The organism is Nocardia sp. NPDC004573 (assembly GCF_053602135.1).
The window spans coordinates 159,221-182,758 of record NZ_JBSGDA010000001.1 but is presented as its reverse complement, the minus strand read 5'-3'; the positions used below and the strand labels follow the sequence as shown (position 1 = coordinate 182,758).

23 protein-coding genes and 2 tRNA genes are annotated in these 23,538 nt (G+C 69.3%); 11 read left to right on the top strand and 14 right to left on the bottom strand.

Features of this window, described 5'->3' with window-relative positions:
• Window positions 1–3: 3 nt before the first annotated feature.
• A complete protein-coding gene (locus tag ACWEKR_RS00870) occupies window positions 4–1,776 on the bottom strand; it encodes a DAK2 domain-containing protein (RefSeq protein ID WP_452353065.1) in 1,773 nt (590 codons plus the stop codon).
• 334 nt (window positions 1,777–2,110) lie between these two features.
• Here ACWEKR_RS00870 and rpmB point away from each other — a divergent pair, with 334 nt between their 5' ends.
• From rpmB to ACWEKR_RS00855, 3 genes are all read left to right on the top strand, one after another.
• Window positions 2,111–2,302 carry a 50S ribosomal protein L28 gene (rpmB, locus tag ACWEKR_RS00865; protein WP_039799620.1) on the top strand — a complete coding sequence of 64 codons (192 nt, stop codon included), beginning with the start codon at window positions 2,111–2,113 and terminating at the stop codon, window positions 2,300–2,302.
• A gap of 102 nt (window positions 2,303–2,404) precedes the next feature.
• On the top strand, window positions 2,405–2,935 hold the full coding sequence (locus tag ACWEKR_RS00860) for an N-acetyltransferase family protein (protein WP_452352702.1): 531 nt from the start codon (window positions 2,405–2,407) through the stop codon (window positions 2,933–2,935).
• A 59-nt stretch (window positions 2,936–2,994) separates the two neighbouring features.
• A complete protein-coding gene (locus tag ACWEKR_RS00855; RefSeq protein ID WP_452352701.1) occupies window positions 2,995–3,783 on the top strand; it encodes an enoyl-CoA hydratase-related protein in 789 nt (262 codons plus the stop codon).
• A gap of 7 nt (window positions 3,784–3,790) precedes the next feature.
• Here the strand turns inward: ACWEKR_RS00855 and ACWEKR_RS00850 are convergent, their stop codons facing one another.
• The 4 genes from ACWEKR_RS00850 to thiL are packed head-to-tail and all read right to left on the bottom strand — an operon-like array spanning window position 3,791 to window position 6,887.
• Complete coding sequence (locus tag ACWEKR_RS00850; protein WP_452352700.1) at window positions 3,791–4,654, bottom strand: alpha/beta fold hydrolase; 864 nt, start codon at window positions 4,652–4,654, stop codon at window positions 3,791–3,793.
• Between the two features lie 58 nt (window positions 4,655–4,712).
• Window positions 4,713–4,952, bottom strand: coding sequence for a hypothetical protein (locus ACWEKR_RS00845; RefSeq protein ID WP_195083944.1), 240 nt, complete (start codon window positions 4,950–4,952; stop codon window positions 4,713–4,715).
• Window positions 4,953–5,001: 49 nt separating this feature from the next.
• Window positions 5,002–5,685, bottom strand: a complete 684-nt coding sequence (locus ACWEKR_RS00840) for a uracil-DNA glycosylase (protein ID WP_452352699.1) — start codon at window positions 5,683–5,685, stop codon at window positions 5,002–5,004.
• An 11-nt stretch (window positions 5,686–5,696) separates the two neighbouring features.
• Window positions 5,697–6,887: a thiamine-phosphate kinase gene (gene thiL, locus ACWEKR_RS00835; RefSeq protein ID WP_452352698.1), complete on the bottom strand. Its 1,191-nt coding sequence runs from the start codon at window positions 6,885–6,887 to the stop codon at window positions 5,697–5,699.
• Between the two features lie 165 nt (window positions 6,888–7,052).
• Here thiL and ACWEKR_RS00830 point away from each other — a divergent pair, with 165 nt between their 5' ends.
• Window positions 7,053–7,799, top strand: coding sequence for a DUF3515 domain-containing protein (locus ACWEKR_RS00830; protein WP_452352697.1), 747 nt, complete (start codon window positions 7,053–7,055; stop codon window positions 7,797–7,799).
• Between the two features lie 100 nt (window positions 7,800–7,899).
• On the opposite strand, the gene ACWEKR_RS00825 is transcribed toward ACWEKR_RS00830, so the two are convergent.
• Complete coding sequence (locus ACWEKR_RS00825; RefSeq protein ID WP_452352696.1) at window positions 7,900–9,003, bottom strand: D-alanine--D-alanine ligase family protein; 1,104 nt, start codon at window positions 9,001–9,003, stop codon at window positions 7,900–7,902.
• Between the two features lie 86 nt (window positions 9,004–9,089).
• Window positions 9,090–10,085: an NAD(P)H-dependent glycerol-3-phosphate dehydrogenase gene (locus tag ACWEKR_RS00820; protein ID WP_452352695.1), complete on the bottom strand. Its 996-nt coding sequence runs from the start codon at window positions 10,083–10,085 to the stop codon at window positions 9,090–9,092.
• Between the two features lie 31 nt (window positions 10,086–10,116).
• On the opposite strand from ACWEKR_RS00820, the gene cofC reads away from it, so the two are divergent.
• From cofC to ACWEKR_RS00805, 3 genes are all read left to right on the top strand, one after another.
• Window positions 10,117–10,800, top strand: a complete 684-nt coding sequence (gene cofC, locus ACWEKR_RS00815; RefSeq protein ID WP_452352694.1) for a 2-phospho-L-lactate guanylyltransferase — start codon at window positions 10,117–10,119, stop codon at window positions 10,798–10,800.
• Window positions 10,801–10,871: 71 nt separating this feature from the next.
• Complete coding sequence (locus ACWEKR_RS00810) at window positions 10,872–13,043, top strand: RNA degradosome polyphosphate kinase (RefSeq protein ID WP_452352693.1); 2,172 nt, start codon at window positions 10,872–10,874, stop codon at window positions 13,041–13,043.
• Window positions 13,040–14,002, top strand: a complete 963-nt coding sequence (locus tag ACWEKR_RS00805; protein WP_452352692.1) for an NUDIX hydrolase — start codon at window positions 13,040–13,042, stop codon at window positions 14,000–14,002. Before ACWEKR_RS00810 ends, ACWEKR_RS00805 begins: the two co-directional genes overlap by 4 nt.
• A 196-nt stretch (window positions 14,003–14,198) precedes the next feature.
• Here ACWEKR_RS00805 and ACWEKR_RS00800 read toward each other — a convergent pair whose 3' ends face one another.
• From ACWEKR_RS00800 to leuC, 3 genes are all read right to left on the bottom strand, one after another.
• Window positions 14,199–14,846 carry an HU family DNA-binding protein gene (locus ACWEKR_RS00800; RefSeq protein ID WP_452352691.1) on the bottom strand — a complete coding sequence of 216 codons (648 nt, stop codon included), beginning with the start codon at window positions 14,844–14,846 and terminating at the stop codon, window positions 14,199–14,201.
• Window positions 14,847–15,002: 156 nt separating this feature from the next.
• Window positions 15,003–15,611, bottom strand: a complete 609-nt coding sequence (gene leuD, locus ACWEKR_RS00795) for a 3-isopropylmalate dehydratase small subunit (protein WP_195083953.1) — start codon at window positions 15,609–15,611, stop codon at window positions 15,003–15,005.
• A 39-nt stretch (window positions 15,612–15,650) separates the two neighbouring features.
• The gene (leuC, locus tag ACWEKR_RS00790; protein ID WP_452352690.1) at window positions 15,651–17,072 is read right to left on the bottom strand and encodes a 3-isopropylmalate dehydratase large subunit; all 1,422 of its coding nucleotides are present in this window, start codon (window positions 17,070–17,072) and stop codon (window positions 15,651–15,653) included.
• A 155-nt stretch (window positions 17,073–17,227) separates the two neighbouring features.
• Between leuC and ACWEKR_RS00785 the strand changes: the two genes are divergently transcribed.
• The 3 genes from ACWEKR_RS00785 (at window position 17,228) to ACWEKR_RS00775 (ending at window position 18,791) form a co-directional block, all read left to right on the top strand.
• Entirely contained in the window at window positions 17,228–17,929 is a 702-nt protein-coding gene (locus ACWEKR_RS00785) for an IclR family transcriptional regulator (RefSeq protein ID WP_159838653.1), read from the top strand.
• A gap of 33 nt (window positions 17,930–17,962) precedes the next feature.
• The gene (locus tag ACWEKR_RS00780; protein ID WP_195083955.1) at window positions 17,963–18,463 is read left to right on the top strand and encodes a PPOX class F420-dependent oxidoreductase; all 501 of its coding nucleotides are present in this window, start codon (window positions 17,963–17,965) and stop codon (window positions 18,461–18,463) included.
• Window positions 18,464–18,611: 148 nt separating this feature from the next.
• Entirely contained in the window at window positions 18,612–18,791 is a 180-nt protein-coding gene (locus tag ACWEKR_RS00775) for a DUF5302 domain-containing protein (RefSeq protein ID WP_195083956.1), read from the top strand.
• Window positions 18,792–19,462: 671 nt separating this feature from the next.
• Here ACWEKR_RS00775 and ACWEKR_RS00770 read toward each other — a convergent pair.
• From ACWEKR_RS00770 to ACWEKR_RS00755, 4 genes are all read right to left on the bottom strand, one after another.
• Window positions 19,463–19,535: transfer RNA gene (locus ACWEKR_RS00770), tRNA-Glu, on the bottom strand.
• 145 nt (window positions 19,536–19,680) lie between these two features.
• A tRNA-Gln gene (locus tag ACWEKR_RS00765) sits at window positions 19,681–19,752 on the bottom strand.
• A gap of 115 nt (window positions 19,753–19,867) precedes the next feature.
• Complete coding sequence (gltX, locus tag ACWEKR_RS00760) at window positions 19,868–21,358, bottom strand: glutamate--tRNA ligase (protein ID WP_452352689.1); 1,491 nt, start codon at window positions 21,356–21,358, stop codon at window positions 19,868–19,870.
• Window positions 21,359–21,371: 13 nt separating this feature from the next.
• A complete protein-coding gene (locus tag ACWEKR_RS00755; protein ID WP_452352688.1) occupies window positions 21,372–22,145 on the bottom strand; it encodes a fumarylacetoacetate hydrolase family protein in 774 nt (257 codons plus the stop codon).
• Between the two features lie 245 nt (window positions 22,146–22,390).
• Between ACWEKR_RS00755 and ACWEKR_RS00750 the strand changes: the two genes are divergently transcribed.
• Complete coding sequence (locus ACWEKR_RS00750; RefSeq protein ID WP_452353064.1) at window positions 22,391–23,530, top strand: MFS transporter; 1,140 nt, start codon at window positions 22,391–22,393, stop codon at window positions 23,528–23,530.
• The last annotated feature ends 8 nt before the right edge of the window (window positions 23,531–23,538 follow it).

Sequence of the window (23,538 nt, the reverse complement as noted above, 5' to 3'; positions counted from 1 at the left end):
GCCCTATTCCACTCCGATCTGCACCGAATCACCGTGCTGCCCACCGGAATACACGATCACCTCGACCCCGGGAAAGTTCTGTTCGACGTACGCGGCGAGTTCGTCGCCGAGACCTTGCGGCGCGGCCGCGCCCACCAGCAGCGTGACCAGCTCGCCGCCGAAGGCGAGCAGCCGGTCCAGCAACGTCCGCCCGGCCGCGCGCACGTCACGCTCGATCACGACGACGTCGTGCCCGGCCAGTCCGAGCCCGTCGCCCGGTTCGCAGGTGCCGACCATGGTGAGCGCGCGCCCGGTCGCGGCACGCAGCGATCCCCACCGCGTCGTGGCCGCCGCCTCCGACATGGCGAACGCGTCGTCCACCGCCATCCGTCCGCGGTCGTGCACGGCCAAGGCGGCCAATCCCTGCACCATCGACGCGCTCGGCAGCAGCAGCACGTCGCGATGGGCGTCGCGCGCGGCGACGCCGACGGCGACCAATTCGTGCGCGGGCAGCGCGCCGTTGGGCAGCACGAGCACTTCGCGGTTCGGCATCCGCCGGATCGCGGCCAACAGCGCCGCCGCCGTGACCGGCTCGTCGCCCGCCAGCACCACGGCGCCCGCGTCCTCGAACAACGCCGCGGCACCCGCGCCCGCGACCACGGCCAAGATCCCGCGATCCGCCGCAACCCCCGGCGTCGCCGCCGCGCCCGGGCCGAGCACCCCGACCACCACATGATTCGTATCGGCAGCCGGCGCGGACCCGGCGAAGCCGCCTTCCCGGGCGAATCGGGTCGACGAGCCGGAATTCGCGCCAGGAGCGAGATCGGCCCGGTTCGCGCGTTCGCCGACCTCGGCGGTGACGGAGTCGCCGAACCCGGCGTGCGTGTCCGGATGCGACGTGCGCAGGACGTTCTCGATGCGGATCCGGCTGAGCACGCCCGCCGCGATGCCCGCCTCCACCGCCGCACCCGCGTCGGCACAATGCACATGCGCCGACCAGGAGCCGAGCCCGTCGCCGACCACCACGACCGAGTCGCCGAGTTCAGCCAGACGGGCTCGCAGCGCGGCCACTCGCCGCTCATCGGAATCGGCCAGGAGATACATCACCTCGTACCGCGGCTCGGCGTCGCCGACCGGAGCGCTGCGCGCCGCCGCAGGCCGGGGGTACTCCGGGCGCGTGGGCGCCTCGCCTCGGGTGATGGTGACCAAGCTGTCCAGCAGCACGACCAAGCCGCGGGCTCCCGCGTCGACGACACCGGCCTGACGCAGCACACCCAATTGGAACGGGGTATCGCCGAGCGCTTCGGCAGCGCCGTCCGCGGCCGCCAGCGCCACGTTCGCCAGCTCCTCGTCCGGGCACCGCGCCGCCGCCGCGGTCGCGCAGTCCAGCACGGTGAGGATGGTCCCTTCGATCGGCACGCTCAGCGCCTCCCGGACCAGCCCGGATGCCCTGGCCAGCGCGGCGCGCAGGCTGTCTCCCGTGAACGGGCCGCCGTCCACCACGTCCGCGACGCCGCGCAGCACCTGGGACAGGATGATCCCGGAATTGCCGCGAGCCCCGACCGTCGCGCCGTGCGCCATCGCGACGGCGACGGCACGGGCCGCGCTCCCGTCCGCGTTCGCCCGCGCCCCGGCCGCCTCGCCGGCCTCGACCGCGGCACGCATGGTGGCCAGCAGGTTCGTACCCGTGTCCGCGTCGGGGACGGGGAAGACGTTGAGCGCGTTGATCTCCTCGCGCCGGTGCGCCAAGCCGGCGAGACAGGTACGGCCCCAGCGCAGCAATGCCGTGCCGTCCATCACATCTCGCACTCCGGACACCGTCACCTCACTCCCTGTCCGCCACCCACGCACCACCGCCGCCCGCCAGGTTAGCGGGCGGTCCCGACAGGCGACCGGCAAGATCGCGTCCCTAGAATGGAGGTGCCCGGCGAACGATCCGGCACCCCTCCGCGGGGACCGGTTTGGTGGATCGGTGGCAGCGCAGCTACCCTTGCAGGGTTGCCTCGCGCGGCCGTCGCCGGTCAGCGCTGGCCGGCTCTCCGCCGACAGGGCACATACTCGACATTGCACGAGGACGCGCCGCACCGCGAAAGCGGCGGTCCCCACCATTGACATGAAGGAGTTCGCGACTATGGCTGCCGTCTGCGACGTCTGCGCCAAGGGCCCCGGCTTCGGGAAGTCGGTCTCGCACTCGCACCGGCGCACCAACCGTCGTTGGAACCCGAACATCCAGACCGTGCGCGCGCAGGTCGCCCCGGGCAACACCCGCCGCATGAACGTGTGCACTTCCTGCCTGAAGGCGGGCAAGGTCGCCCGCGGCTGATCAGCCTCTGGCTGACCAGCACTGTCGGCACGCGCCCCGGCACCCGTATCGGGTGGTCCGGGGCGTCGTCATGACTACCCGTATCCGGCTGACGCAGCCGTGGTGACCGCCCACCCGTGGCGGGTCCGGCCACTGACCGCCGAGTACGTCCACAGCCTCGCCGAATGCCACATCGACTGCTGGCGCGAGGCGTATCGGGGGCTCGTGCCCGCCCACGTGCTCGACGCGTTCGACCTCGGGCGACGGGCCGAACAGTGGGAGCGCGACCGGGTGCGCTTTCCTGGCCGCACGCACGTCGCGATCGTCGACGACATCGTGATCGGATTCTCCAGCGCGGGCCCGCCCGGCGACCCGGACGCGGTGACCCCGCTCGAACTGCACGCCCTCTATGTGCGCTCCGCTTGGCACGGCAGCGGGGTCGCCGACGACCTGATTCGCGCCGCGCTCGATCCGGCCGCTCCGTGCTCGCTGTGGGTGTTCGAGCAGAACGCGCGCGCCCAGGCGTTCTATCGCAAGCATGGTTTCGTGCTCGACGGCACGCGCAAAGTCGAGGTGTTCACCGCCGCGATGCAGGTGCGCATGGTGCGCACGCCGACGGTGCACGCGGATCGCGCGGCGGAGGCAATTCACTAGGCGCAGCCTCCGCGCCAGGCACGGACCGCGTTCGGCTGCGCCCGCTAGGGTAAGAGATCATGACCACCAGCGAGCAAGCCGAGTACGTGACCACCGTCGACGGCGTCCTCCGGATCACCATCGCCACGTCCGCCAACGGCACGTCCATGGACTTCGCGGGCATCAACGCGGGCACCGCGGCTCTGCACGCACTCGGCGCCGACGTGGGCGCGGTGCTGCTGCGTGGTATCGGCGCCAACTTCTGCGCGGGTGGCGACGTGCGCGGTTTCGCCGCGGCGCAGGACCGCTCGGCGCACATTCACGATTTGGCCACCGACCTGCACGAGTTCGTCCGCGCGCTGGACGCGATCACGGTCCCGGTGGTGGCCGCGGTCCAAGGCTGGGCGGCCGGCGCGGGCATGAGCCTGGTCTGCCTGGCCGATATCGCGCTCGGCGGACCCGGCACCAAGCTGCGCCCGGCCTATCCCGGCATCGGCCTGAGCCCTGATGGGGGCATGTCGTGGACGCTGCCGCGCATCGTCGGACGGGCACGGGCGCGGGAAATCCTGCTCACCGACGCCGTCCTGGACGCCGAGGAAGCAGTGCGCTTGGGCGTGCTGAGCAGGCTGGTCCCCGACGGGGAGATCGCCGCGGAGGCGCAGCGGCTGGCGCGCACCCTCGCCGCCGGACCGCGTTCGACCTACGCGAGCATCAAGTCGCTGCTGCGGCAGTCGGAGAGCACGACGCTGAGCGACCAGCTCGACAGCGAACGCGACGGCATCGCCGCGGCCGCGAGCTCCGCCGCCGGACGCGAGGGCGTGGACGCGTTCGCCGCGAAGCGCAAGCCCGATTACGCCGCGCTCGCCTGAGCCGACGTCATTCCAGCGTCGCGAGTACGAATTTCGCCACCGCGTCGGTGAACGAGTCGTTGTCGTCACCGGCCGCGGTGTGCGCGGCGCCGCCGATCTCCACCAGTTGGGCGTGCGGCACCAGCCGCTGGAACGCTTCGGCTCCTTCGGCGCTCACGACGTCCGAGCGCATACCGCGCACCAGCAGCACCGGGATGCGCAGCGCACGCGCCGCGTCCTCCATCGGCTCGATCATGGCGGACGGGTCCTCGACCCGGTCGCTCAGCATGTCCGGATCCCAGTGCCAGTACCAGCGGCCGTCGCGCTCGCGCAGATTGCGCAGCAAGCCCTCGGTGCTCTTCGGCCGCGGGCGGTGCGGCAGGTACGCGGCGACCGCCTCGGCCGCCTCCTCGATGCTGTCGAAGCCGTCGCGATGCCTGCCGAGGAAGTCGATCACCCGGGCGACCCCTTCCGGTTCGGGCCGGGTGACGATGTCGACGAGAACCAACGCGGAGATCGCCTGCCCGCCGGGCTGCGCGGTCGCGAGCAGCCCGGTGATGCCCCCCATGCTGGCGCCGACGACCACCGCCGGCGCGCCGAGCTGTGCCAGCACCAGCAGGAGGTCCTCGACCATGGTCTGGCGCCGATAGTCGCGATCCGGCGCCCACTCGCTGTCACCGTGACCGCGGGCGTCCACCGTGACCACCCGCATTCCCGACGCGCCCAGCCGAGCGCCGGTCTTCTTCCACGAGTGCCGGGTCTGCCCGCCACCGTGCAGGAAGACGACGAGCGGGCCGTCGACGGGGCCGAACTGATCGGCGGCCAGCTCGAGTCCACCCGAACCGCGCAACCGGAGCCGAGACGGTTCGAGAAGATTGTTCGCATTACTCACGATCTGTAGGATCGCACAATGCCGTTCCGCGCCGGGGGGAACCCGGCGATTCGCGGATTCAGCAGCCGAGATTGCCCACGAAGAACAGGCACGCGATCTTGGCGTTCACCGAGGCGGAGATGGTGGAGGAGCCGCTGGAGGTGTACTCCTCGGCGACCGGAGCCGTCGCGGTCTCCGTGGTCGGCTCGAGCCGCAGCGGCGCCGCACTCGCGACGGCGGCGCCGCTGGTGAGAGCGGCGCAGAAGGCCAAGGTCGCGGTGGTGCCGCGCAGCGCGCCGCGGACGGTGGTGTTGTGCATGGAACAGCTCCTCACTCGTTACTTCGGTCGATCACACACAGACGCCCGATCAGGGCAGGCGCCAGTCAACCGGTTCGGCCCCCAGTTCGTCGAGTAGTTCGTTCACTCGCGAGAAGGGGCGGGAACCGAAGAACCCACGAGACGCCGACAGCGGCGACGGATGCGCGGACTCGATGTAGGGGACCTCGGATTCGGCCAGCTGCGGCTTCAGCGTCGCCGCGTCGCGACCCCACAGGATCGCGACCAACGGCTCGTCCCGGGCGACCAGGGCGCGGATCGCCTGATCGGTGACCGCCTCCCACCCCTTGCCCCGGTGCGAGGCGGGCTTGCCGGGCGACACGGTGAGCACTCGGTTGAGCATCAGCACACCTTGATCCGACCACGGGCTCAAATCCCCGCAGGACGGCGTCGGGTGACCGAGATCCTTGCTGTATTCGGCGAAGATGTTCGCCAGGCTGCGCGGGATCGGCGAAACGTCCGGCGCCACGGAGAAACTGAGGCCCATGGGATGGCCCGGCGTCGGGTAGGGATCCTGGCCGACGACCAGGACGCGCACCGCCTCGAAGGGGCGCTGGAAGGCGCGCAGGACATTCTCACCGGACGGTAGGTAACCACGGCCCGCGGCGTTCTCGGCGCGAAGGAATTCGCCCATGGCGGAAATCCGATCCGCCACCGGCTCGAGTGCCTTCGCCCATCCCGGATCCATGATTTCCGACAGCGGTTTCGTGCCCATGACCGCACAACTTAGCGTGGCCGACCGCCGGATGACGAGTCCGCCCCACGGAACGATTCCCACCCACCGTCACCCTTCTGGGCGACGCCGTCGACGGTAAGCCCGCGACCGGCCACAACGCGCCCGATCGCGACCCATCCGGCGGGTAGCGCACGGTCGGGCGACCATGCGCCCGCGAAGGCATGGTCCTCGCCCCCGGTCAGAATCCATTGGGCCGCATCGGCGTCCAGCCGAGCGGCGACGAGTTCCAGCGCGGGGTCGCGCAGGCTCGCCGAAGCCAGGTCGATGCCCACGCCCGAGGCCGCGGCGATGTGTCCGAGGTCGGCGAGCAATCCGTCGGACACGTCGGTCAGCGCATGCAGCCCGGGGTCGGTGCCGCCACCGGCGACCGTACTTTCCGAGGTGGGTTGCGCTTCCCGGTCCGCGCCGAGCGGCGCTGATCCGGACGACTCGGCCGTCGCCAGGGGTGAACTCGACGCTCCGGCACGGCAGGAGACCGTCGCCGAACCGCTGGCGTCGGTACCGGATGGGATGTCGGTCTGCGAGGGAATCCCGTGCGGCTGCGAAACATTCGAGCCCGCACGCGCGCCTCGGCGCAAAGCGTCCAAGACGACGGCGTACGGCGGCTGCGGGACGCGATGCGCGGCAAGCACTTCCGCGACCTCGGGTCCGGTCGCTCCGGCGGTGAAGGCGGCCAGCCCCGCGGCCGACCAGCCGAGCCGGCCCGCCACCGCGACGACATCGCCCACGCGCGCGCCCGCTCTGGTGATCGGCGCGCCGACCGGATCGCCGAAGGCGGTGACGGAGACGACCAGGTCGCGGCTGCGGACCAGATCGCCGCCCGCGATGGACGCGCCCGCCCTGGCCGCCTCGGCCCACATGCCGTCCGCGAGTCCGTCGATCACCACGACCGGGGTGTCGGCCGGGCAGCCGAGCGCGACGACGAACGCGGTCGGCGTCGCGCCCATGGCCACCACGTCGGCGGCGTTCTGCGCGATCGCCTTGCGACCGATGTCCTCGGGGCTGGACCAGTCCAGCCGGAAATGCCGGTCTTGCACGAGCATGTCGGTGGTCACCACGAACCGGCCGTCCGGCGCCGCGACGAGCGCGGCGTCGTCGCCGGGGCCGAGCAGCACACCCGGCGACTGCACCCGTCCCGCGTTGATGCGGTCGATCAGCGCGAACTCCCCCAGTTCACGCACTGTCTTCGGGGCCCTGCTGGCGCTGATGACCGATCCTTTCCGGCGCGCTGCTTGCTGGAACGAGCCCGACGGTACCCTTTCGGAGACACTCGAGTGCCACCGGCCCGGTCCACCGCTGCGCGGCTGCCGACCGGGGGCGACGCGCATCAGAAAGGATCGGTGACCATGGCGGCGGACCGCGATTCGGCGGAGCGGGACGAACACCCCGATGCCGCGACCGGATCCCCGAAGCCCGAGGGCACGAAGGACGCGGACAGCGCCGACGCCGCTCCGTCGGACGCCGCCGCACCGGACGACGCCGCGGCAGCCGGCCGGAGCGACGCCGAAGACTCCGCCCCAGCAGACGAGCCGGACGGTCCGCCCGCATCGGCATCGGCACACCAGTACTCGCCCGCTCTCATCGCCACGGCCGTGGCTCTTCCCGTCGTGCTGGTCGTCGCGGTGCTGGTGGCCGCCGTGCTCGCGCGCCGCGCGCCGGTCGAACGCGAACCGCTGGTGCTCGGTCCCGTCCCGGCCCCGGCGGCGGAGGGTCCGGCCTGCGCCGCCCTGCTGCCCGCGCTGCCGGCGAACCTGGGTGAGTTCACCAAGTCGACACTGGTGGAGCCCGCTCCGCCCGCCACGCGCGCGTGGCAGCGCCCCGATGGCGGCACCGCGATCGTCCTGCGCTGCGGGTTGGATCGCCCGCTGGAATTCAACCGCGCCTCACCGCTGCAGATCGTGAACGGCGTGCAGTGGTTCGAGGTCCGTGACCAGGCCGCCGCCGCGAGCACCTGGTTCGCGGTCGACCGGGGCGCCTACGTCGCCCTCACCGTCCCCGACGGCTCCGGTCCGACGCCGCTGCAAGAAGTCTCCGACACCATCACCGCCCAGCTCCCGGCCCAGCCGATCGACCCGGGGCCGCTGCCCAACTGACGCCACGAGGCGCAGCGGCTGGGTGACCGGCTCGCCTGGGTTGTGCACGGCCGGACCGTGTCCGCCAGCGCGAAGTTCGAACCTTTCGCGCGCCTGCGCCCTACCGCAGGCCGGTGCCGCGGACGAGCGCGGTTTCGATGAGCGTCGAGATCAGTGCGGCGTAATCGACGCCGGTGGCCTCCCACATGCGCGGATACATCGAGATGGCGGTGAATCCCGGCATCGTGTTGATCTCGTTGATCACCGGTCCCTGCTCGGTGACGAAGAAGTCGACCCTCGCCAATCCCTGGCAGTCGAGGGCCTGGAAGGCACGCACGGCCAGTTCCCTGATCTGCTCGGAGACCTCGTCGTCCAGCTTGGCGGGCACGTCGAATTCGCAAACGTCGTCGAGGTACTTGGTGTCGAAGTCGTAGAACGCGGGACTCTCGGCGGTGGCGCCGGCCTCCGGCATGCGGATCTCCGCGACCACGCTCGCCGCGACCCGGCCGTCCGGGAATTCCAGGACCCCGCATTCCACTTCGCGTCCGACGATGCCCGCTTCGACGATCACCTTCGGATCGTGCGCGCGCGCCGCCGCGATGGCGGCGTCCAACTCTTCCCAGTCCGTGACGCGGGTGATGCCGATCGACGAACCGCCGCGGGCGGGTTTGACGAACACCGGCAAGCCGAGGCGCAGCCGGTCCTCCTCGGTGACCGTCGCGGCGCCGGGCCGCAGCACCACCTGGATACCGATCGGCAATCCTTCCGCCGCCAGCAGTTTCTTGGTGAATTCCTTGTCCATGCCCGCCGCGCTGGCCAGCACGCCGGGGCCGACGTAGGGAATTCCGGCGAGTTCCAGCATTCCTTGCAGCGTGCCGTCCTCGCCGAACGGTCCGTGCAGGATCGGGAAGACCACGTCGACCGTGCCGAGCGTGGCGGTCGGATCGTCGAGCGCGATCAGCGCCCCCGAGCGGCTCGGGTCCGCGGCGAGGGTCAGGGCCGTGCCGGTGGCGTCGACCGACGGCAAGGCGCGGTCGTGGATGCCGAGCGCCGCCACCTCCGAACCGCCGAGCACCCAGCGGCCCTCGGCGGTGATGCCGATCGGCACGACCTCGTACTTCTCCGGATCCAGGTGACGCAGCACGCTGCCGGCCGATACGCAGGACACGGCGTGCTCGTTGCTGCGCCCGCCGAACACCACAGCCACCCTGATCCGGTTCGTCATGCCCCGAACCGTACCCGTTTCGGTGCGCGCTCCCACCGCTGACCGTCCCGGACACTCCGGCCTCCGCCCTGGTGGAGCGGCCCGGATCACTCCGGCTTCATCCGCCGCCCGAGCAGGTTGCCGACGGCTTCGCGCACGGAGAGGCCTTCGTGACAGACCTGGTGCACGGCGGTGGTCAGCGGCATCTCGACGCCGTGCCGTTCGGCCAGCGCGCGCACCGATGTGCAGGACTTCACACCCTCCGCGACTTGGCCATGAGTCGCCGACTGGGCGGCCTCCATGGATCCGCCCGCGCCGAGGACGTGACCGAACGACCGGTTGCGCGACAGCGGTGACGCGCAGGTGGCGACCAGGTCCCCGACTCCGGCCAGGCCGGCCAGCGTCACCGGTTCCGCCCCGAGGGCCACCCCGAGCCGGATGATCTCGGCCAGGCCGCGGGTGATCAGACTGGCGATCGAATTGTCGCCGAGACCCATTCCCGACGCGATGCCGCAGGCCAGCGCGATGACGTTCTTGCAAGCGCCGCCGATCTCGCAGCCCACCACGTCGGTATTGGTGTAGGGCCGGAAGTATCCGGTCGCGCAAGCGTGCTGCACCGCGACCGCGCGGTCCTCGTCCGAGCAGGCGACCACGGTCGCGGCCGGCTGACACAACGCGATCTCGCGCGCCAGGTTCGGTCCGGACAGCACCGCGACCCGGCTCGGGTCGGCTCCGGTGACCTCCGCGATCACCTGGCTCATCCGCAGCAGCGTGCCGTTCTCGATGCCCTTCGCCAGGCTCAGCAAGGTGGCGTCGTCCGAGATCAGCCCCTTCCACTCCGCGAGGTTCGCGCGCAGCGACTGCGACGGCACCGCCAGCACGACGAGGTCCGCTCCGTCCAGCGCCACCGCCGGGTCGGAGGTCGCCGCGATCGGCGGCAGCGGAATATCCGACAGGTAATCGGGATTGCGATGTTCGGAGGCCAGCGTCGCGGCGACCTCTGGCCGCCGGGCCCAGATCGTGACCTCGGTTCCCGCGTCCGCCAACACCTTCGCGAACGCGGTGCCCCACGATCCCGCGCCCAGCACTGCCGCCCTCGTCATCAGCCCAATATGCCATGGAAGGATTGCTCGCATGCGCCCGCACGCCGTGCATGCCGTGATCGCGGTCAAGAGCCTCGATCGGGCCAAGAGCCGACTGGCCGACCGGCTGCGCCCGGAGCACCGGGCCCGGCTGGTGCTGGCCATGCTCGCCGACACCGTGACCGCCACCGCGGCGGTCGCCGAAGTCGTGTCGGTCACCGTGGTCACGCCCGACCCCGCCGTCGCGGACATGGCCCGCGCACTCGGCGCCGACGTTCATCCGGAACCGCGCCAATCGCAGGCCGAGGGGCTGAACACCGCGCTGGCCGCCACCGCCGCCGCGTTGCGCGGCGCGCACGGCCCGGTCGATCTGCTCGCACTCCAAGCCGATCTGCCCGCCCTGCGCCCGGAAGAACTGTCCGGCATGCTCGCCGCCGCCCCGCGCGGACTGCGCTCGATCGTGATCGATCACGAGGGCAACGGCACCGCGGCGCTCGTCGTCCGCGACCCGATCGCCGCGCTCGATCCCCGCTTCGGACCCGGGTCGGCGCGCAGTCATATCGACGCGGGCGCGGTAGACCTCACCGGGGACTGGCCGGGCCTGCGCCTGGACGTCGACACCCCCGCCGACTTGGACCGCGCGGTGGCCCTCGGAGCCGGAAACGCGACGCGTGCTGTCCTGCGCGACATCGGGTGGCCGAGCGGCGTTCACGAACACGTTCCACACGTGTGCTAGCAGGTCGCCATGGTGGCGTGAGGCACAGGGCGATCACGCTCGCGGGATGCGCGCGACCTGTCCGGTAAGGGATGATCGTTGGCGTGAGCGATACGGAAACCGTCAAGCAGCAGCCGTTGCTTCCCACGCCACCCCCGGCGGCGACACCCCTGTCCGCCGACTCGTCGGCGGTGCGGTTGCCACGCGATCGCTACCTCAATCGTGAATTGAGCTGGCTGGACTTCAACGCCCGCGTGCTCGCCCTCGCCGAGGACGCGTCGCTGCCGTTGCTGGAGCGCGCGAAATTCCTCGCGATCTTCGCCTCGAACCTCGACGAGTTCTACATGGTGCGGGTGGCGGGGCTGAAACGCCGCGCCGAGACCGGGTTGCTGGTCCGCTCGGCCGACGGCCGCTCTCCCAGCGAGCAGCTGGAACTGATCGCCGCGCGTACGCAGGAGATCGCGGTGCGGCATGCCCGCGTCTTCCTCGACAGCGTGCTGCCCGCGCTGACGGCCGAGGGCATCGCGATCATCGACTGGACCGATCTGGACGAGGGCGAACGCGAGCGTCTTTCGGGCTACTTCCAGGATCAGGTCTTCCCGGTCCTCACCCCGCTCGCGGTGGATCCCGCGCATCCCTTCCCCTACATCAGCGGACTGAGTCTCAACCTCGCGGTGACGGTCAAGGATTCCGCTACCGGCGGTGAGCACTTCGCTCGCGTCAAGGTGCCCGACAACGTCGACCGGTTCGTCCGCGTGCGCCGCACCGAACCCGGCTCCCCGATCGCCGCTTTCCTGCCGATGGAAGCGCTCATCGCCGCGCACCTGGATCTGCTGTTCCCCGGCATGGACGTGGTCGAGCACCACTCGTTCCGGATCACCCGCAACGCGGATTTCGAGGTCGACGAGGATCGCGACGAGGATTTGCTCCAGGCCCTGGAACGGGAGCTGGCCCGGCGGCGGTTCGGTTCGCCGGTGCGCCTGGAGGTGTCCGACGACATGACCGAGCACATGCTCGATCTGCTCTTGCGGGAGCTGGACGTCGACCCGGGCGACGTCATCCAGGTGCCCGGCCTGCTCGATCTGTCCTGCCTCTGGCAGGTGTACGGGGTGGACCGGCCGAATCTCAAGGACACTCCCTACGTCCCCGCGACACCGCCCGCCTTCGGCGAACGGGAGACGCCGCGCAACGTCTTCGCCGCGCTGCGCGAGGGCGACGTGCTCGTGCACCATCCCTACGACTCCTTCTCCACCAGCGTGCAGCGATTCATCGAACAGGCCGCCGCCGATCCGCAGGTGCTGGCCATCAAGCAGACGCTCTACCGCACCTCCGGCGATTCCCCCATCGTCAACGCGCTCATCGATGCCGCCGAAGCCGGCAAGCAGGTGGTCGCCCTGGTGGAGATCAAGGCGCGCTTCGACGAGCAGGCCAACATCAAGTGGGCCCGCGCGCTCGAACAGGCCGGAGTGCACGTGGTGTACGGCCTCATCGGCCTGAAAACCCACTGCAAGACCTGCCTGGTGGTGCGTCGCGAGGGCGCCACCATCCGGCGCTATTGCCACATCGGGACCGGCAACTACAACCCGAAGACCGCGCGTCTCTACGAGGACGTCGGGTTGCTCACCGCGGCACCGGAAATTGGCGCCGACCTGACCGACCTGTTCAATTCGCTGACCGGTTACTCGCGCAAGGAGAACTACCGCAACCTGCTCGTCGCGCCGCACAGCGTGCGCTCCGGCATCATCGATCGCATTCAGCGCGAGATAGAACTGGCCGGCCGCGGCGAGGACGCCCGAATCAGGCTGAAGGCCAATGCGATCGTCGACGAGGAGATCATCGACGCGCTGTACCGGGCTTCGCAGGCGGGCGTGCCGGTGCAGATCGTGGTGCGCAGCATCTGCGGTCTGCGCCCCGGCGTGCCGGGCATGAGCGAGAACATCGAGGTCCGCTCCATCCTCGGCCGGTTCCTGGAGCATTCCCGCATCCTGCACTTCCAGGCGCAGGACGAGTACTGGATCGGCAGCGCCGACATGATGCACCGCAACCTGGACCGCCGGGTCGAGGTGATGGCGCAGGTGAAGGACCCGCGATTGACCGAACAACTCTGCGAGGTGTTCGAATCGGCCCTCTCGCCGACCACACGCTGCTGGGTGCTGCAACCGGACGGCACCTGGCGGGCGTCGCCGGGGACCTCCGGCGACGGGGACAAGATCAGAGACCATCAGGAATTCCTGATGCGGCTGCGGAGGCCAGATCAGCAGTGAACGCCACCACGGGGTTCGAACAGGAGGGGGGCCCGTTCTGGGATCCCCGCGTCACCGCCAACATCCACGCCGCCGGAGCGGTGCTGTGGCGTGAGTCGTCCACCGGGGCGATCGAGATCGCGATCGTGCACCGCCCCAAGTACGAGGACTGGTCGCTGCCGAAGGGCAAGCTCGACCCGGGTGAAACCCCGGTGCTGGCCGCGGTCCGCGAAGTCCGCGAGGAGACCGGCCTGGAGTGCAGGCTCGGCCGCTACCTCGGGCACGTGACCTACCCGATTCCGGGCCATCGCAAGCTCAAGCGGGTCGACTACTGGGCCGCCGAACTGGTGAGCGGGGAGTTCACGGCCAACTCCGAGGTGGACGTGCTCAGCTGGCACCCGCTGGACCGGGTGATGGACCAGTTGTCGTATCCGATGGACCGGCAGGTGGTGCGCGCCTTCACCCGATTGCCCGCGCGCACCGACACCCTGCTGTTGGTGCGGCATGCCAAAGCCGGCCGTAGAAACCGCTTCAACGGTTCCGACGACCAGCGCCCGCTCGACCGCGATGGCGAGACGCAGGCGCGGGCGCTCACACCGAATCTCTTGGCGTTCGGCGCATCTCAGATCTATTCGGCTCCTCCCCTGCGCTGCGTGCAGACCGTGGCGCCGTTGGCGGACAAGCTCGGCGTCGAAATCGTCGAGGAGCCATTGTTTTCCGAAGAAGGGTACGCCGAGCGCCCGGACGAGGCCGCGGAACGGTTGCGAGCCCTGGTGTCGGACAAGGCAGTTCCCGTCGTCTGCAGTCAGGGCAAGGTGATCCCGGATCTGCTGGGCCGGCTGGCCGAACGCGACGGACTCGTGCTGCCGTCTGCGCGCAATCGCAAGGGCAGTGTGTGGGTGCTGTCGTTCGTCGGCCATCGCTTGGTGGCCGCCGACCATCTGGATCGATCGCTGTCAGCCTACGACGGGCAGTCCTGATACGACGGCAACTCCGTCGTCGTCGCGCGGGTCGGCGGGCGCTGGTCGACGACCACGGGCCGCCGCGGGGGTGACGTCACGGTAGGCGGACAGCCGAAAACGGCCCCGGGTGTCTCCCGGGGCCGTCTCGACGTTGAGGCGAATGGGCCCAGTCGTGGGGCCGCGCATTCAGCGCCGATCCGGCGGTGGCTCGAGATCAGCGGGTTCCACGAGCCGGGGCCTTCTTGGCCGCGGTCTTCTTCGCAGGGGCCTTCTTGGCGGCGGTGGTCTTCTTGGCCGCCGTGGCCTTGGTGGCCGTCTTCTTGGCCGGAGCCTTCTTCGCGACCGCGGTCTTCTTCGCGGGCGCCTTCTTCGCAGCGGTCTTCGTAGCGGTCGTCTTCCGGGCGGTGGTCTTGGCCGGGGCCTTGGCGGCGGCCTTCTTCGCCGTGGTCTTGGCGGGCGCCTTGGTCGGCGTCGATTTCTTGGCGGCGGCCTTCTTAGCCGCCGTCTTCTTCGCCGCCGCCTTCTTCGCGGCCACCGGCGCATTCACCCCGCGCTTCACAGCGGGCCCGGTCGCGGCCAGTTTCTGCTTGCCCGCGATCACCGCCTTGAACTGGGCGCCGGGACGGAACGCGGGTACCGAAGTGGGCTTGACCTTCACGGTTTCGCCGGTACGCGGGTTCCGGGCGACGCGAGCCGCCCGCTTACGCTGTTCGAACACACCGAATCCGGTGATTGTGACGCTCTGACCCTTGTGCACCGCGCGCACGATGGTGTCGACCACATGCTCGACTGCCGCGGTGGCCGTGCGCCTGTCCGTACCCAACTTTTCGGTCAGAACGTCGATCAGTTCCGCCTTGTTCATTGAATCCTCCGCAGACTAATGGCCCGTCGTCGGACCGACTAGGTACCACGGTAAACCCACTTTGGGCAAGAGTCTATGTGCCACGCCAAAATTCATGTGGTTTAGCACACGTCCAGCTACCGCAACTCCGGCTGTCCAGCTAACCCGCGAGGGTGATTACGTCTGCGAAATATGTACCGGCAGGGTCGTCGGTTTCCATGTTGGCCTTGCCTTTTCGAACCGGGCGATCGCGTCCTCCCGACGCAGCGTCAGCCCGATGTCATCCAATCCCTCCAGCAGACGCCACCTGGTGTAGTCATCAATATCGAACGGCAACACGACGGTTCCGGCCGTCACCGTGCGCGCCTCGAGGTCCACAACCAATTCCAAGCCGGGCTGTTCCTCGAGCAACTTCCAGAGCATTTCGACATCGTTCTGTGACATCTGAGCGGCGAGCAGACCACCCTTGCCCGCATTGCCGCGGAAGATGTCGGCGAACCGGGATGAGATGACCACCCGAAAGCCGTAGTCAGACAGCGCCCAAACAGCGTGCTCACGTGACGATCCGGTACCGAAATCCGGGCCCGCCACCAGCACACTACCCCTGTTGTAAGGCGCGATGTTGAGAATGAAGTCGGGATCGGTCCGCCATGCGGCGAACAACCCGTCCTCGAATCCGGTCCGCGTCACCCGCTTGAGGTAGACGGCCGGGATGATCTGATCGGTATCGACATTGGAGCGGCGCAGCGGCACCCCGATGCCCTTGTGCACGGTGAAGGCTTCCATTACGAATCTCCTGGGTTTGTTTGAGGGAATCGGGGCCGGTCAGTCCAGATCCGCAGGCGACGACAGTGTTCCGCGGACCGCCGTCGCGGCCGCTACGAGGGGAGAAACGAGGTGCGTACGGCCGCCTTTGCCCTGCCTGCCCTCGAAGTTGCGGTTCGAGGTGGACGCGCAACGCTGGCCGGGCTCGAGCTGGTCCGGATTCATTCCCAGGCACATTGAGCAGCCCGCCTGCCGCCATTCGGCGCCCGCCGCGGTGAAAATCTCCCCGAGTCCTTCTTTTTCCGCCTGGGCGCGAACCCGCATCGACCCCGGTACAACCAACATTCGCACGCCGTCGGCGACATGACGTCCCTTCAAAATCCCGGCCACCGCACGCAAATCCTCAATGCGTCCGTTGGTGCACGAACCGACGAATACGGTGTCGATCGGTACTTGTCGAAGCGGAGTACCCGGCTCCAAGTCCATGTAACGCAGAGCTTTCTCCGCGGACTCACGGGCCACCTGGTCGGCGAAGGCGGCGGGATCGGGCACCGCCTCGCCCAGCGGGGCGCCTTGGCCCGGGTTGGTGCCCCAGGTGACGAACGGAGTCAGCTCGGACGCGTCGATGTGCACCTCGGCGTCGAAAACAGCGCCCTCGTCGGTCTTCAGCGCCTCCCAGGCCGCCACGGCGGCGTCCCAGTCGGCTCCCCGCGGCGCGTGCGGCCGTCCTCGGAGGAATTCGTAGGTCGTCTCATCCGGCGCGATCATCCCGGCCCGCGCGCCCGCCTCGATGGACATGTTGCAGATCGTCATTCGGGCCTCCATCGACATGGCCCGGATCGCCTCCCCGCGGTACTCCAGGACGTAGCCCTGACCGCCGCCGGTGCCGATCTTCGCGATGACGGCCAGAATCAGGTCCTTGCTCGTCACGCCCGCGGGCATGACGCCGTCCACCGTGATCGCCATCGTCTTGAACGGGCGCAGCGAGAGGGTCTGGGTGGCAAGAACATGCTCGACCTCGGAGGTCCCGATGCCCATCGCCAGCGCGCCGAACGCGCCGTGTGTCGAGGTGTGGCTGTCGCCGCAGACCACGGTCATGCCGGGCTGGGTCAGGCCGAGCTGCGGCCCCACCACGTGCACGATGCCCTGGTCCAGGTCCCCCATCGGGTGCAGCCGCACACCGAATTCCGCGCAGTTGCGCCGCAGCGTCTCCACCTGGGTGCGCGAAACCGGGTCGGCGATCGGCTTGTCGATATCGACGGTCGGGACGTTGTGGTCCTCGGTCGCGATCGTGAGATCCGGTCGTCGCACCGGCCGGCCCGCGGCGCGCAGGCCGTCGAAGGCCTGCGGGCTGGTCACCTCGTGGACCAGATGCAGGTCGATGTAGATCAGGTCCGGTTCGCGCGAGGCACCCTCGCCCTCCCCGCGAGCGACGACGTGCTGGTCCCACACCTTCTCGGCCAGCGTGCGCGGTTCGGCCATGGTCGATCACCTTTCGGACGAAGCAGCCGTTCCGCGATCTGGACTCCGCCGCGGCGACGGTTGCACGAATTGGGATAGCTGCGCCTGGTCCGGAGGCTGAGGGGCGAAATCCGTGAAGGTGGATTTCTCAACATCCGAGACGCTAGTATCGTTCTATGAGACAGCATAGCGGCATCGGCGTCCTCGACAAAGCAGTGGCGGTCCTGTACGCCGTTGCCGAGCATCCGTCGGGTCTCAACGAGCTGTGCGCGCGTACCGGGTTGCCCCGCGCGACCGCGCACCGGCTCGCCGTCGGCTTGGAAGTGCACCGCCTGCTCGCTCGCGACAGCAACGGCACCTGGCGGCCGGGCCCGGCCCTCGCCGAGCTCGCGACCAGCGCCAGCGATCCGCTGCTCGAGGCCGCGTCGGCCATTCTGCCCCGGCTGCGCGAGATCACCGGGGAGAGCGTCCAGCTCTACTGCCGCGACGGCAACGCCCGCGTCTGCGTCGCGGCGCTGGAACCCCCCGTCGGACTGCGGGACACGGTGCCGATCGGCGCACGGCTGCCGCTCACCGCCGGATCGGCGGCCAAAGTGCTGCTGGCGTGGGCCGACCCGGAGCTGCAGCGCACCATCCTGGCCGACGCCGTGTTCGGCGAGCGCGCGCTCGCCGAGGTGCGCAAGCGCGGGTGGGCGCAGAGCGCGGCCGAGCGCGCGGCAGGTGTGGCCAGTGTGTCCGCGCCGGTGCGCGATGCCGGAGGCAGCGTGGTCGCGGCGGTCTCGGTGTCCGGACCCATCGATCGGATGGGGCGCAGACCGGGCGCCCGGTGGGCGGCGGATCTGGTCGCGGCGGCCGAGGCTCTGCACAAGCGCCTGTAACACGTTTCAGTCCAGACTCTCTAGAGTTGGCCCATGGGAGTCAACCAACGGGCACAGATCGTGATGTCCGACACCGAGATCACCGAGTTCCTGCAGCGCAGCCGGATCGCGACCCTGGCGACCATCGGCCCGAAGGGCACGCCGCACCTGACCGCGATGTGGTACGCGCTGATCGACGGCGAGATCTGGTTCGAGACCAAGGCGAAGTCGCAGAAGGCGGTGAACCTGCGCCGCGATCCCCGGGTCACCTGCATGATCGAGGCGGGCGACACCTACGACCAGCTCAGGGGCGTCTCGATCGAGGGCCGCGCCGAGATCATCGACGACGCCGAGAAACTCTTCGCCGTCGGCGTGAGCGTGTGGGAACGCTATACCGGCCCCTACAGCGAGGAGATGCGGCCGATGGTGGAGGCCATGCTGAACAAGCGGGTCGCCGTGCGCGTGGTGCCCGAGCGCACGCGCAGTTGGGATCACCGCAAGCTCGGTCTCCCCGCGATGCCCCTCGGCGGCAGCACCGCGCAGGCGCTGGACTGACCCGGGCGCGATCGGGCCGCGCGACGCGCCCGAAATCCAACTGACACAACCACCTCGCACGGGCTAGCGTCGGGGTGTTCGACAGGAATCGGCCGGGCATCACCGCCCGCGAGGGCGCGCTGCGCGGCCGCGACGACGAGGAGCAGCGATGGCGGATTCGGGTAAGTCCACTGGCGCCGACGAGGTGAAGCGCAAGTTCCGGGAAGCACTGGAGCGCAAGAACCAGCAGAACGCCCGCGCGGCCGATCACCTCGACGGCAGGTCGAAGGCGTCCGGGGCGCACGCCGCGGTCGGCCACAAGCGGGAATTCCGGCGCAAGAGCGGCTAGTCCGCACAGACGGCGAAGGCCCTCCAGCAAGATCGCTGGAGGGCCTTTCTTTTGCGCGGGCTCGCGCCGGACACGCCGAGGGGACACGCGTCACCAGCGACGTCCACACCGGTCGTGGCATCCCGGCACCGGACGCCGCGACCCACCGAGCGAGTCGAGTTCCGCCGAGGATGCGATGCGCCCGTCTGCCATGTCCGTGGGCTGGCACGGATGGCGGCAACGCGCATCCGGTGACGGCTGCTTCACAGCTGCGTCATCAGGGACATCCATACGCCCTCGCGGCACGGCACTCCAGTGCGCTGCGCATCACCGATGCGCAGCCGCACAGGTCACAGCCGCATGGGAGTCGGATCAAGGGCAGGTAGCGCGAGATAGCGACCGTTGGCCACCATGCTCACGAATTGTCCGAGCATCGGATTGCCCGGCAGACAGACCCGTCACCGTAGGCGGCACCGGCCAGCCGAACCGGACCAACGACTGCGCCCTTCCGGCCACAGCGAGACCGAAACCGCAGCTCACCCGACACCCAACCACCGCAATCCAGGCGGGGCGAAGCCCTCGCCGGGGGTCCGGGGGCGAAGCCCTCCGTGCGGGTGTGGGGGTTGCACCCCCACAAGACAGGGCGAAACGAGAAAGGCCCATGCTCCATGAGCATGGGCCTTTCACTCGTGTAGCCCCGACGGGATTCGAACCCGCGCTACCGCCTTGAGAGGGCGGCGTCCTAGGCCGCTAGACGACGGGGCCAGGACTGCTTCTCGCTGTCGCGAGGAGCGCCGTGGTGATCTTTCGATCAGGAGGCTCGGCTAGCTTATCCGGCCGAGGCCCGGCGACCAAATCGCCAGGTGCTGAGGGATTTCGGCCGCGAACCGAAGTCTTTCAACACACTCCGCTGGGGTACCAGGACTCGAACCTAGAATGGCTGAACCAGAATCAGCTGTGTTGCCAATTACACCATACCCCAATGACCAGGTCGTTCATCTGCAAGTCTGGGTGACTCGAGACCGTGTTCCGGGCCGAGAAGAAGAGTACCAAACGGCTACGGGTTAACTACAAATCGCCTGGTCAAAGCCCTATTTTCAGGCTTGCGGCGCAGCCTGGCCGGTCTCCTTCCAGTCCAGCGCGGAGCGCAACCGGTCCAGGGTGACGTCGCGGCCGAGCAGTTCCAGCGATTCGTACAGCGGCGGGCTGATATGCGATCCGGTGACCGCGACCCGCACCGGCGCGAAGGCTTTGCGCGGTTTCAGCCCGAGATCATCGATCAGCGCCTTTTTCAGCGCTTCCTCGATCGCCTCGGTGGTCCACTCGGCCAACGGCTCCACCGCGGTAATAGCGGCCTGCAATACCTCGGTCGCGTCGGAGCCGAGATTCTTGGCTCCCGCCGCGGAGTCGATCGCGAACTCTTCGGCCGGCGCGAACAAGAAACGCAACAGCTCCCAGGCGTCGGCCAGCACGACAATCCTGGTCTGCACGAGTTCGGCCGCCGCGGCGAACACCTTCTCATCGATTTCGGCGCCGACAAGGCCGTGTTCGGTGAGATACTCCCGCAGCCGGTGAGCGAAATCACCCGGCGCCAGCAATCGAATGTGCTCGGCGTTGATCGCGTCCGCCTTCTTCTGGTCGAAACGGGCCGGATTCGAATTTACTTTCGAAATGTCGAAGGCTTCGACCATCTCCGCCATGGAGAACACGTCGCGGTCTTCCGACAGTCCCCAACCGAGGAGCGCGAGATAATTCAGCAAACCCTCAGGAATGAAGCCCCGGTCGCGGTGGGCGAACAGATTGGACTCCGGATCACGCTTGGACAACTTCTTGTTGCCCTGGCCCATGACGAACGGCAGGTGACCGAACTCCGGCGTGAAATCGGCGACCCCGATCCGGCGCAGCGCGGCGTACAGCGCGAGCTGTCGCGGCGTGGAGGAGAGCAGGTCCTCGCCGCGCAGCACGTGGGTGATCCGCATCAGTGCGTCATCGACCGGGTTGACCAGCGTATACAGCGGATCGCCGTTGCCACGGGTGAGCGCGAAGTCCGGGACGCTGCCCGCCTTGAAGGTGGTCTCGCCGCGCACCAGATCGATCCAGGACAGGTCGTCGCCGGGCATCCGCAGCCGGATCACGGCGGGGCGGCCCTCGGCGCGGTACGCCTCGATCTGCTCGGGCGTCAGGTCGCGATCGTAGTTGTCGTACCCGAGCTTCGGATCGCGTCCCGCGGCGCGATGGCGGGCCTCGACTTCCTCCGGCGTGGAGAACGATTCATACGCCTCACCGGCCTCCAGCAAACGCCGAACGACGTCCAGGTGCAGATCTTTTCGCTGCGACTGACGATATGGTTCGTAAGGGCCGCCGACCTCCGGCCCCTCGTCCCAGGTGAGCCCGAGCCAGCGCAGCGCATCGATAATCGCCCGGTAGGATTCCTCGGAATCCCGTGCGGCGTCGGTGTCTTCGATACGAAAGACGAATGCGCCACCGTGGTGGCGGGCGTAGGCCCAGTTGAACAGCGCCGTCCGGATCAGGCCGACATGCGGCGTTCCGGTCGGTGACGGGCAGAATCGGACCCGTACTTCAGTCATGGCTCTCTTTCGATCAGCGTTTGGCGGCAACGGGATTGGTGAGGGTGCCGATGCCCTCGACGGACACCGAGACCTGCTGGCCCTCGCGCATCGGGCCGACGCCCTCGGGAGTGCCGGTGAGGATGACATCGCCGGGCAGCAGCGTCATCACGGTGGTGATCCACTCGATGAGCTTCGGGATATCGTGCAGGAGAAGCGAAGTGCGGCTGCGCTGGCGAACTTCGCCGTCGAGCTCGGTGACGACCTCCAGATCCGAAGGGTCCAAGGACGTTTCGATCCACGGACCCAGCGGGCAGAACGTGTCGTAGCCCTTGGCCCTGGTCCACTGACCGTCGTGGCGCTGCTGGTCACGGGCGGTCACGTCGTTGGCGGCGGTGTATCCCAGCACCACGTCCAGCGCGCGGGCGGCGGGCACGTCCTTGCAGGGGCGGCCGATGACGACCGCCAGCTCCCCTTCGTAGTCGACCTGAGACGAACTGGGCGGCAGGATGATCGGGGCGTTCGGCCCCACGATCGCGGTGTTCGGCTTGAGGAAGATCACCGGGTCGGCAGGGGCGGGACCGCCCATCTCGGCGGCATGGGCGGCGTAGTTCTTGCCGACGCAGACCACCTTGCTGGCCAGGATCGGCGCGAGCAGCCGCACGTCGGCCAGCGGCCAGCTCCGTCCGGTGAACGTCGGTGTGCCGAACGGATGTTCCGCGATCTCCTTGGCCACGCTGTCGCTTCCGTCGCCTTCGATGCTGACGAAGGCGACCCCATCGGGACTGGCAACTCGACCTAGACGCATGCCCGGAGTCTATCGACCCGCCGTCACCTGCCCGAACGCGCCCGACCGAGTGGTCCGAACCGGTGCGCCGTGGCCCCGCCGCGCTGTGAGGAGTTCGACAGCCGCAGCCGTCGAACGGCCGGGCCGGGCGGGTGTACGGTGAGCAAGATAGTTCACAAAGTGGGAACAAGTTCCCAAAATATGAGAATCACGAGGAGTAGCCGGTGGCGACCGTGACGCAGATCGACGAGGTTCGGCGCTGGTCCATGCTGGGTCTCGGGGTGTTCGCCCAGGCTTCCAGCGCGGTCTTCATCCACGGCGTCCCGTTCCTGCTCCCCGCACTGACCGATCGCGGCATGGCGCTGGCGACGGCCGGCCTGCTGGTGGCCATGCCCACCGTCGGCCTGGTGTGCACCCTGATCGCGTGGGGATATCTGGTCGACCGGATCGGCGAACGCAAGGTACTGGTCGGCGGCCCGCTGCTGATGCTGGCGGCCGGCTGCGCAGCGGCGGCCACGACGAACGACATAGCCCTGGGCGCGCTGCTGTTCCTCGGCGGCGTCGGGGCGGCCAGCACGAACGGCGCGAGCGGCCGCGTGATCGTCGGCTGGTTCCCGCCCCATCGGCGCGGGCTGGCGATGGGCATCCGGCAGACCGCGCAGCCGTTGGGCGTTGGCGTCGGCGCGCTGGCGATTCCGGCCGTCGCCGCCGCGCACGGTGTGCCTGCGGCGATTCTGGTTCCCGCGCTGATGGCCGGCGTGGCGGCCGTGGGCTGTCTGGCCGGCATCGTCGACCCGCCGCGTCCCGCCCGGTCGGACGCCGATCCGGCCTCGCGGGCCAATCCCTATCGCGACGACGCGACGCTGTGGCGCATCCATCTGGTCTCGGTGCTGCTGGTCGTTCCGCAGGGCACGGTGTGGACCTTCGCGCTGCTGTGGCTGCATCGCGACATCGGCTGGTCGCTGGCCGCCGCAGGGGCGCTGGTGACCGTCACGCAGGTTCTCGGCGCGCTGGGCCGCATCGGCGCGGGCGCGTGGTCCGATCGCGTCGGCAGCCGGATGGGACCGCTGCGCACGGTCGCCGTCGCCGCCGTGCTCTCGATGGCGGGGCTGGCGCTGACCGCCTGGACGCACTGGTGGTGGGCCGCCATCCCGCTGCTTATCACCGCGTCCGTGATCACCGTCTCCGACAATGGATTGGCCTTCACCGCGGTCGCCGAAATCGCAGGCCCTTACTGGAGCGGCCGGGGCCTCGGCGTCCAGAACACCGGTCAGAATCTGGCCATGGCCGCCGTCCCGCCGGTGTTCGGCGCGCTGATCACCGCGAGCGGCTTCCCCGCCGCGTTCCTTCTGGCCGCCGTCACGGCTGTCGCGGCAATCCCCCTCGTCCCCCGCGACACCGACTAGACCCGCCC

Excerpts from the sequence above, each read along its gene's own strand:
- ACWEKR_RS00775 (WP_195083956.1), top strand. The coding sequence starts at position 18,612 with ATGGCGGATTCGGGTAAGTCCACTGGCGCCGACGAGGTGAAGCGCAAG.
- ACWEKR_RS00785 (WP_159838653.1), top strand. The coding sequence starts at position 17,228 with ATGAGACAGCATAGCGGCATCGGCGTCCTCGACAAAGCAGTGGCGGTC.
- ACWEKR_RS00810 (WP_452352693.1), top strand. The coding sequence starts at position 10,872 with ATGATCGTTGGCGTGAGCGATACGGAAACCGTCAAGCAGCAGCCGTTG.
- ACWEKR_RS00830 (WP_452352697.1), top strand. The coding sequence starts at position 7,053 with ATGGCGGCGGACCGCGATTCGGCGGAGCGGGACGAACACCCCGATGCC.
- rpmB (WP_039799620.1), top strand. The coding sequence starts at position 2,111 with ATGGCTGCCGTCTGCGACGTCTGCGCCAAGGGCCCCGGCTTCGGGAAG.
- ACWEKR_RS00840 (WP_452352699.1), bottom strand. The coding sequence starts at position 5,685 with ATGGGCACGAAACCGCTGTCGGAAATCATGGATCCGGGATGGGCGAAG.
- leuC (WP_452352690.1), bottom strand. The coding sequence starts at position 17,072 with ATGGCCGAACCGCGCACGCTGGCCGAGAAGGTGTGGGACCAGCACGTC.
- ACWEKR_RS00800 (WP_452352691.1), bottom strand. The coding sequence starts at position 14,846 with ATGAACAAGGCGGAACTGATCGACGTTCTGACCGAAAAGTTGGGTACG.
- ACWEKR_RS00750 (WP_452353064.1), top strand. The coding sequence starts at position 22,391 with ATGCTGGGTCTCGGGGTGTTCGCCCAGGCTTCCAGCGCGGTCTTCATC.
- cofC (WP_452352694.1), top strand. The coding sequence starts at position 10,117 with ATGCGCCCGCACGCCGTGCATGCCGTGATCGCGGTCAAGAGCCTCGAT.
- ACWEKR_RS00825 (WP_452352696.1), bottom strand. The coding sequence starts at position 9,003 with ATGACGAACCGGATCAGGGTGGCTGTGGTGTTCGGCGGGCGCAGCAAC.
- gltX (WP_452352689.1), bottom strand. The coding sequence starts at position 21,358 with ATGACTGAAGTACGGGTCCGATTCTGCCCGTCACCGACCGGAACGCCG.
- ACWEKR_RS00820 (WP_452352695.1), bottom strand. The coding sequence starts at position 10,085 with ATGACGAGGGCGGCAGTGCTGGGCGCGGGATCGTGGGGCACCGCGTTC.
- ACWEKR_RS00870 (WP_452353065.1), bottom strand. The coding sequence starts at position 1,776 with ATGGACGGCACGGCATTGCTGCGCTGGGGCCGTACCTGTCTCGCCGGC.
- ACWEKR_RS00755 (WP_452352688.1), bottom strand. The coding sequence starts at position 22,145 with ATGCGTCTAGGTCGAGTTGCCAGTCCCGATGGGGTCGCCTTCGTCAGC.
- ACWEKR_RS00780 (WP_195083955.1), top strand. The coding sequence starts at position 17,963 with ATGGGAGTCAACCAACGGGCACAGATCGTGATGTCCGACACCGAGATC.
- ACWEKR_RS00845 (WP_195083944.1), bottom strand. The coding sequence starts at position 4,952 with ATGCACAACACCACCGTCCGCGGCGCGCTGCGCGGCACCACCGCGACC.
- ACWEKR_RS00855 (WP_452352701.1), top strand. The coding sequence starts at position 2,995 with ATGACCACCAGCGAGCAAGCCGAGTACGTGACCACCGTCGACGGCGTC.
- leuD (WP_195083953.1), bottom strand. The coding sequence starts at position 15,611 with ATGGAAGCCTTCACCGTGCACAAGGGCATCGGGGTGCCGCTGCGCCGC.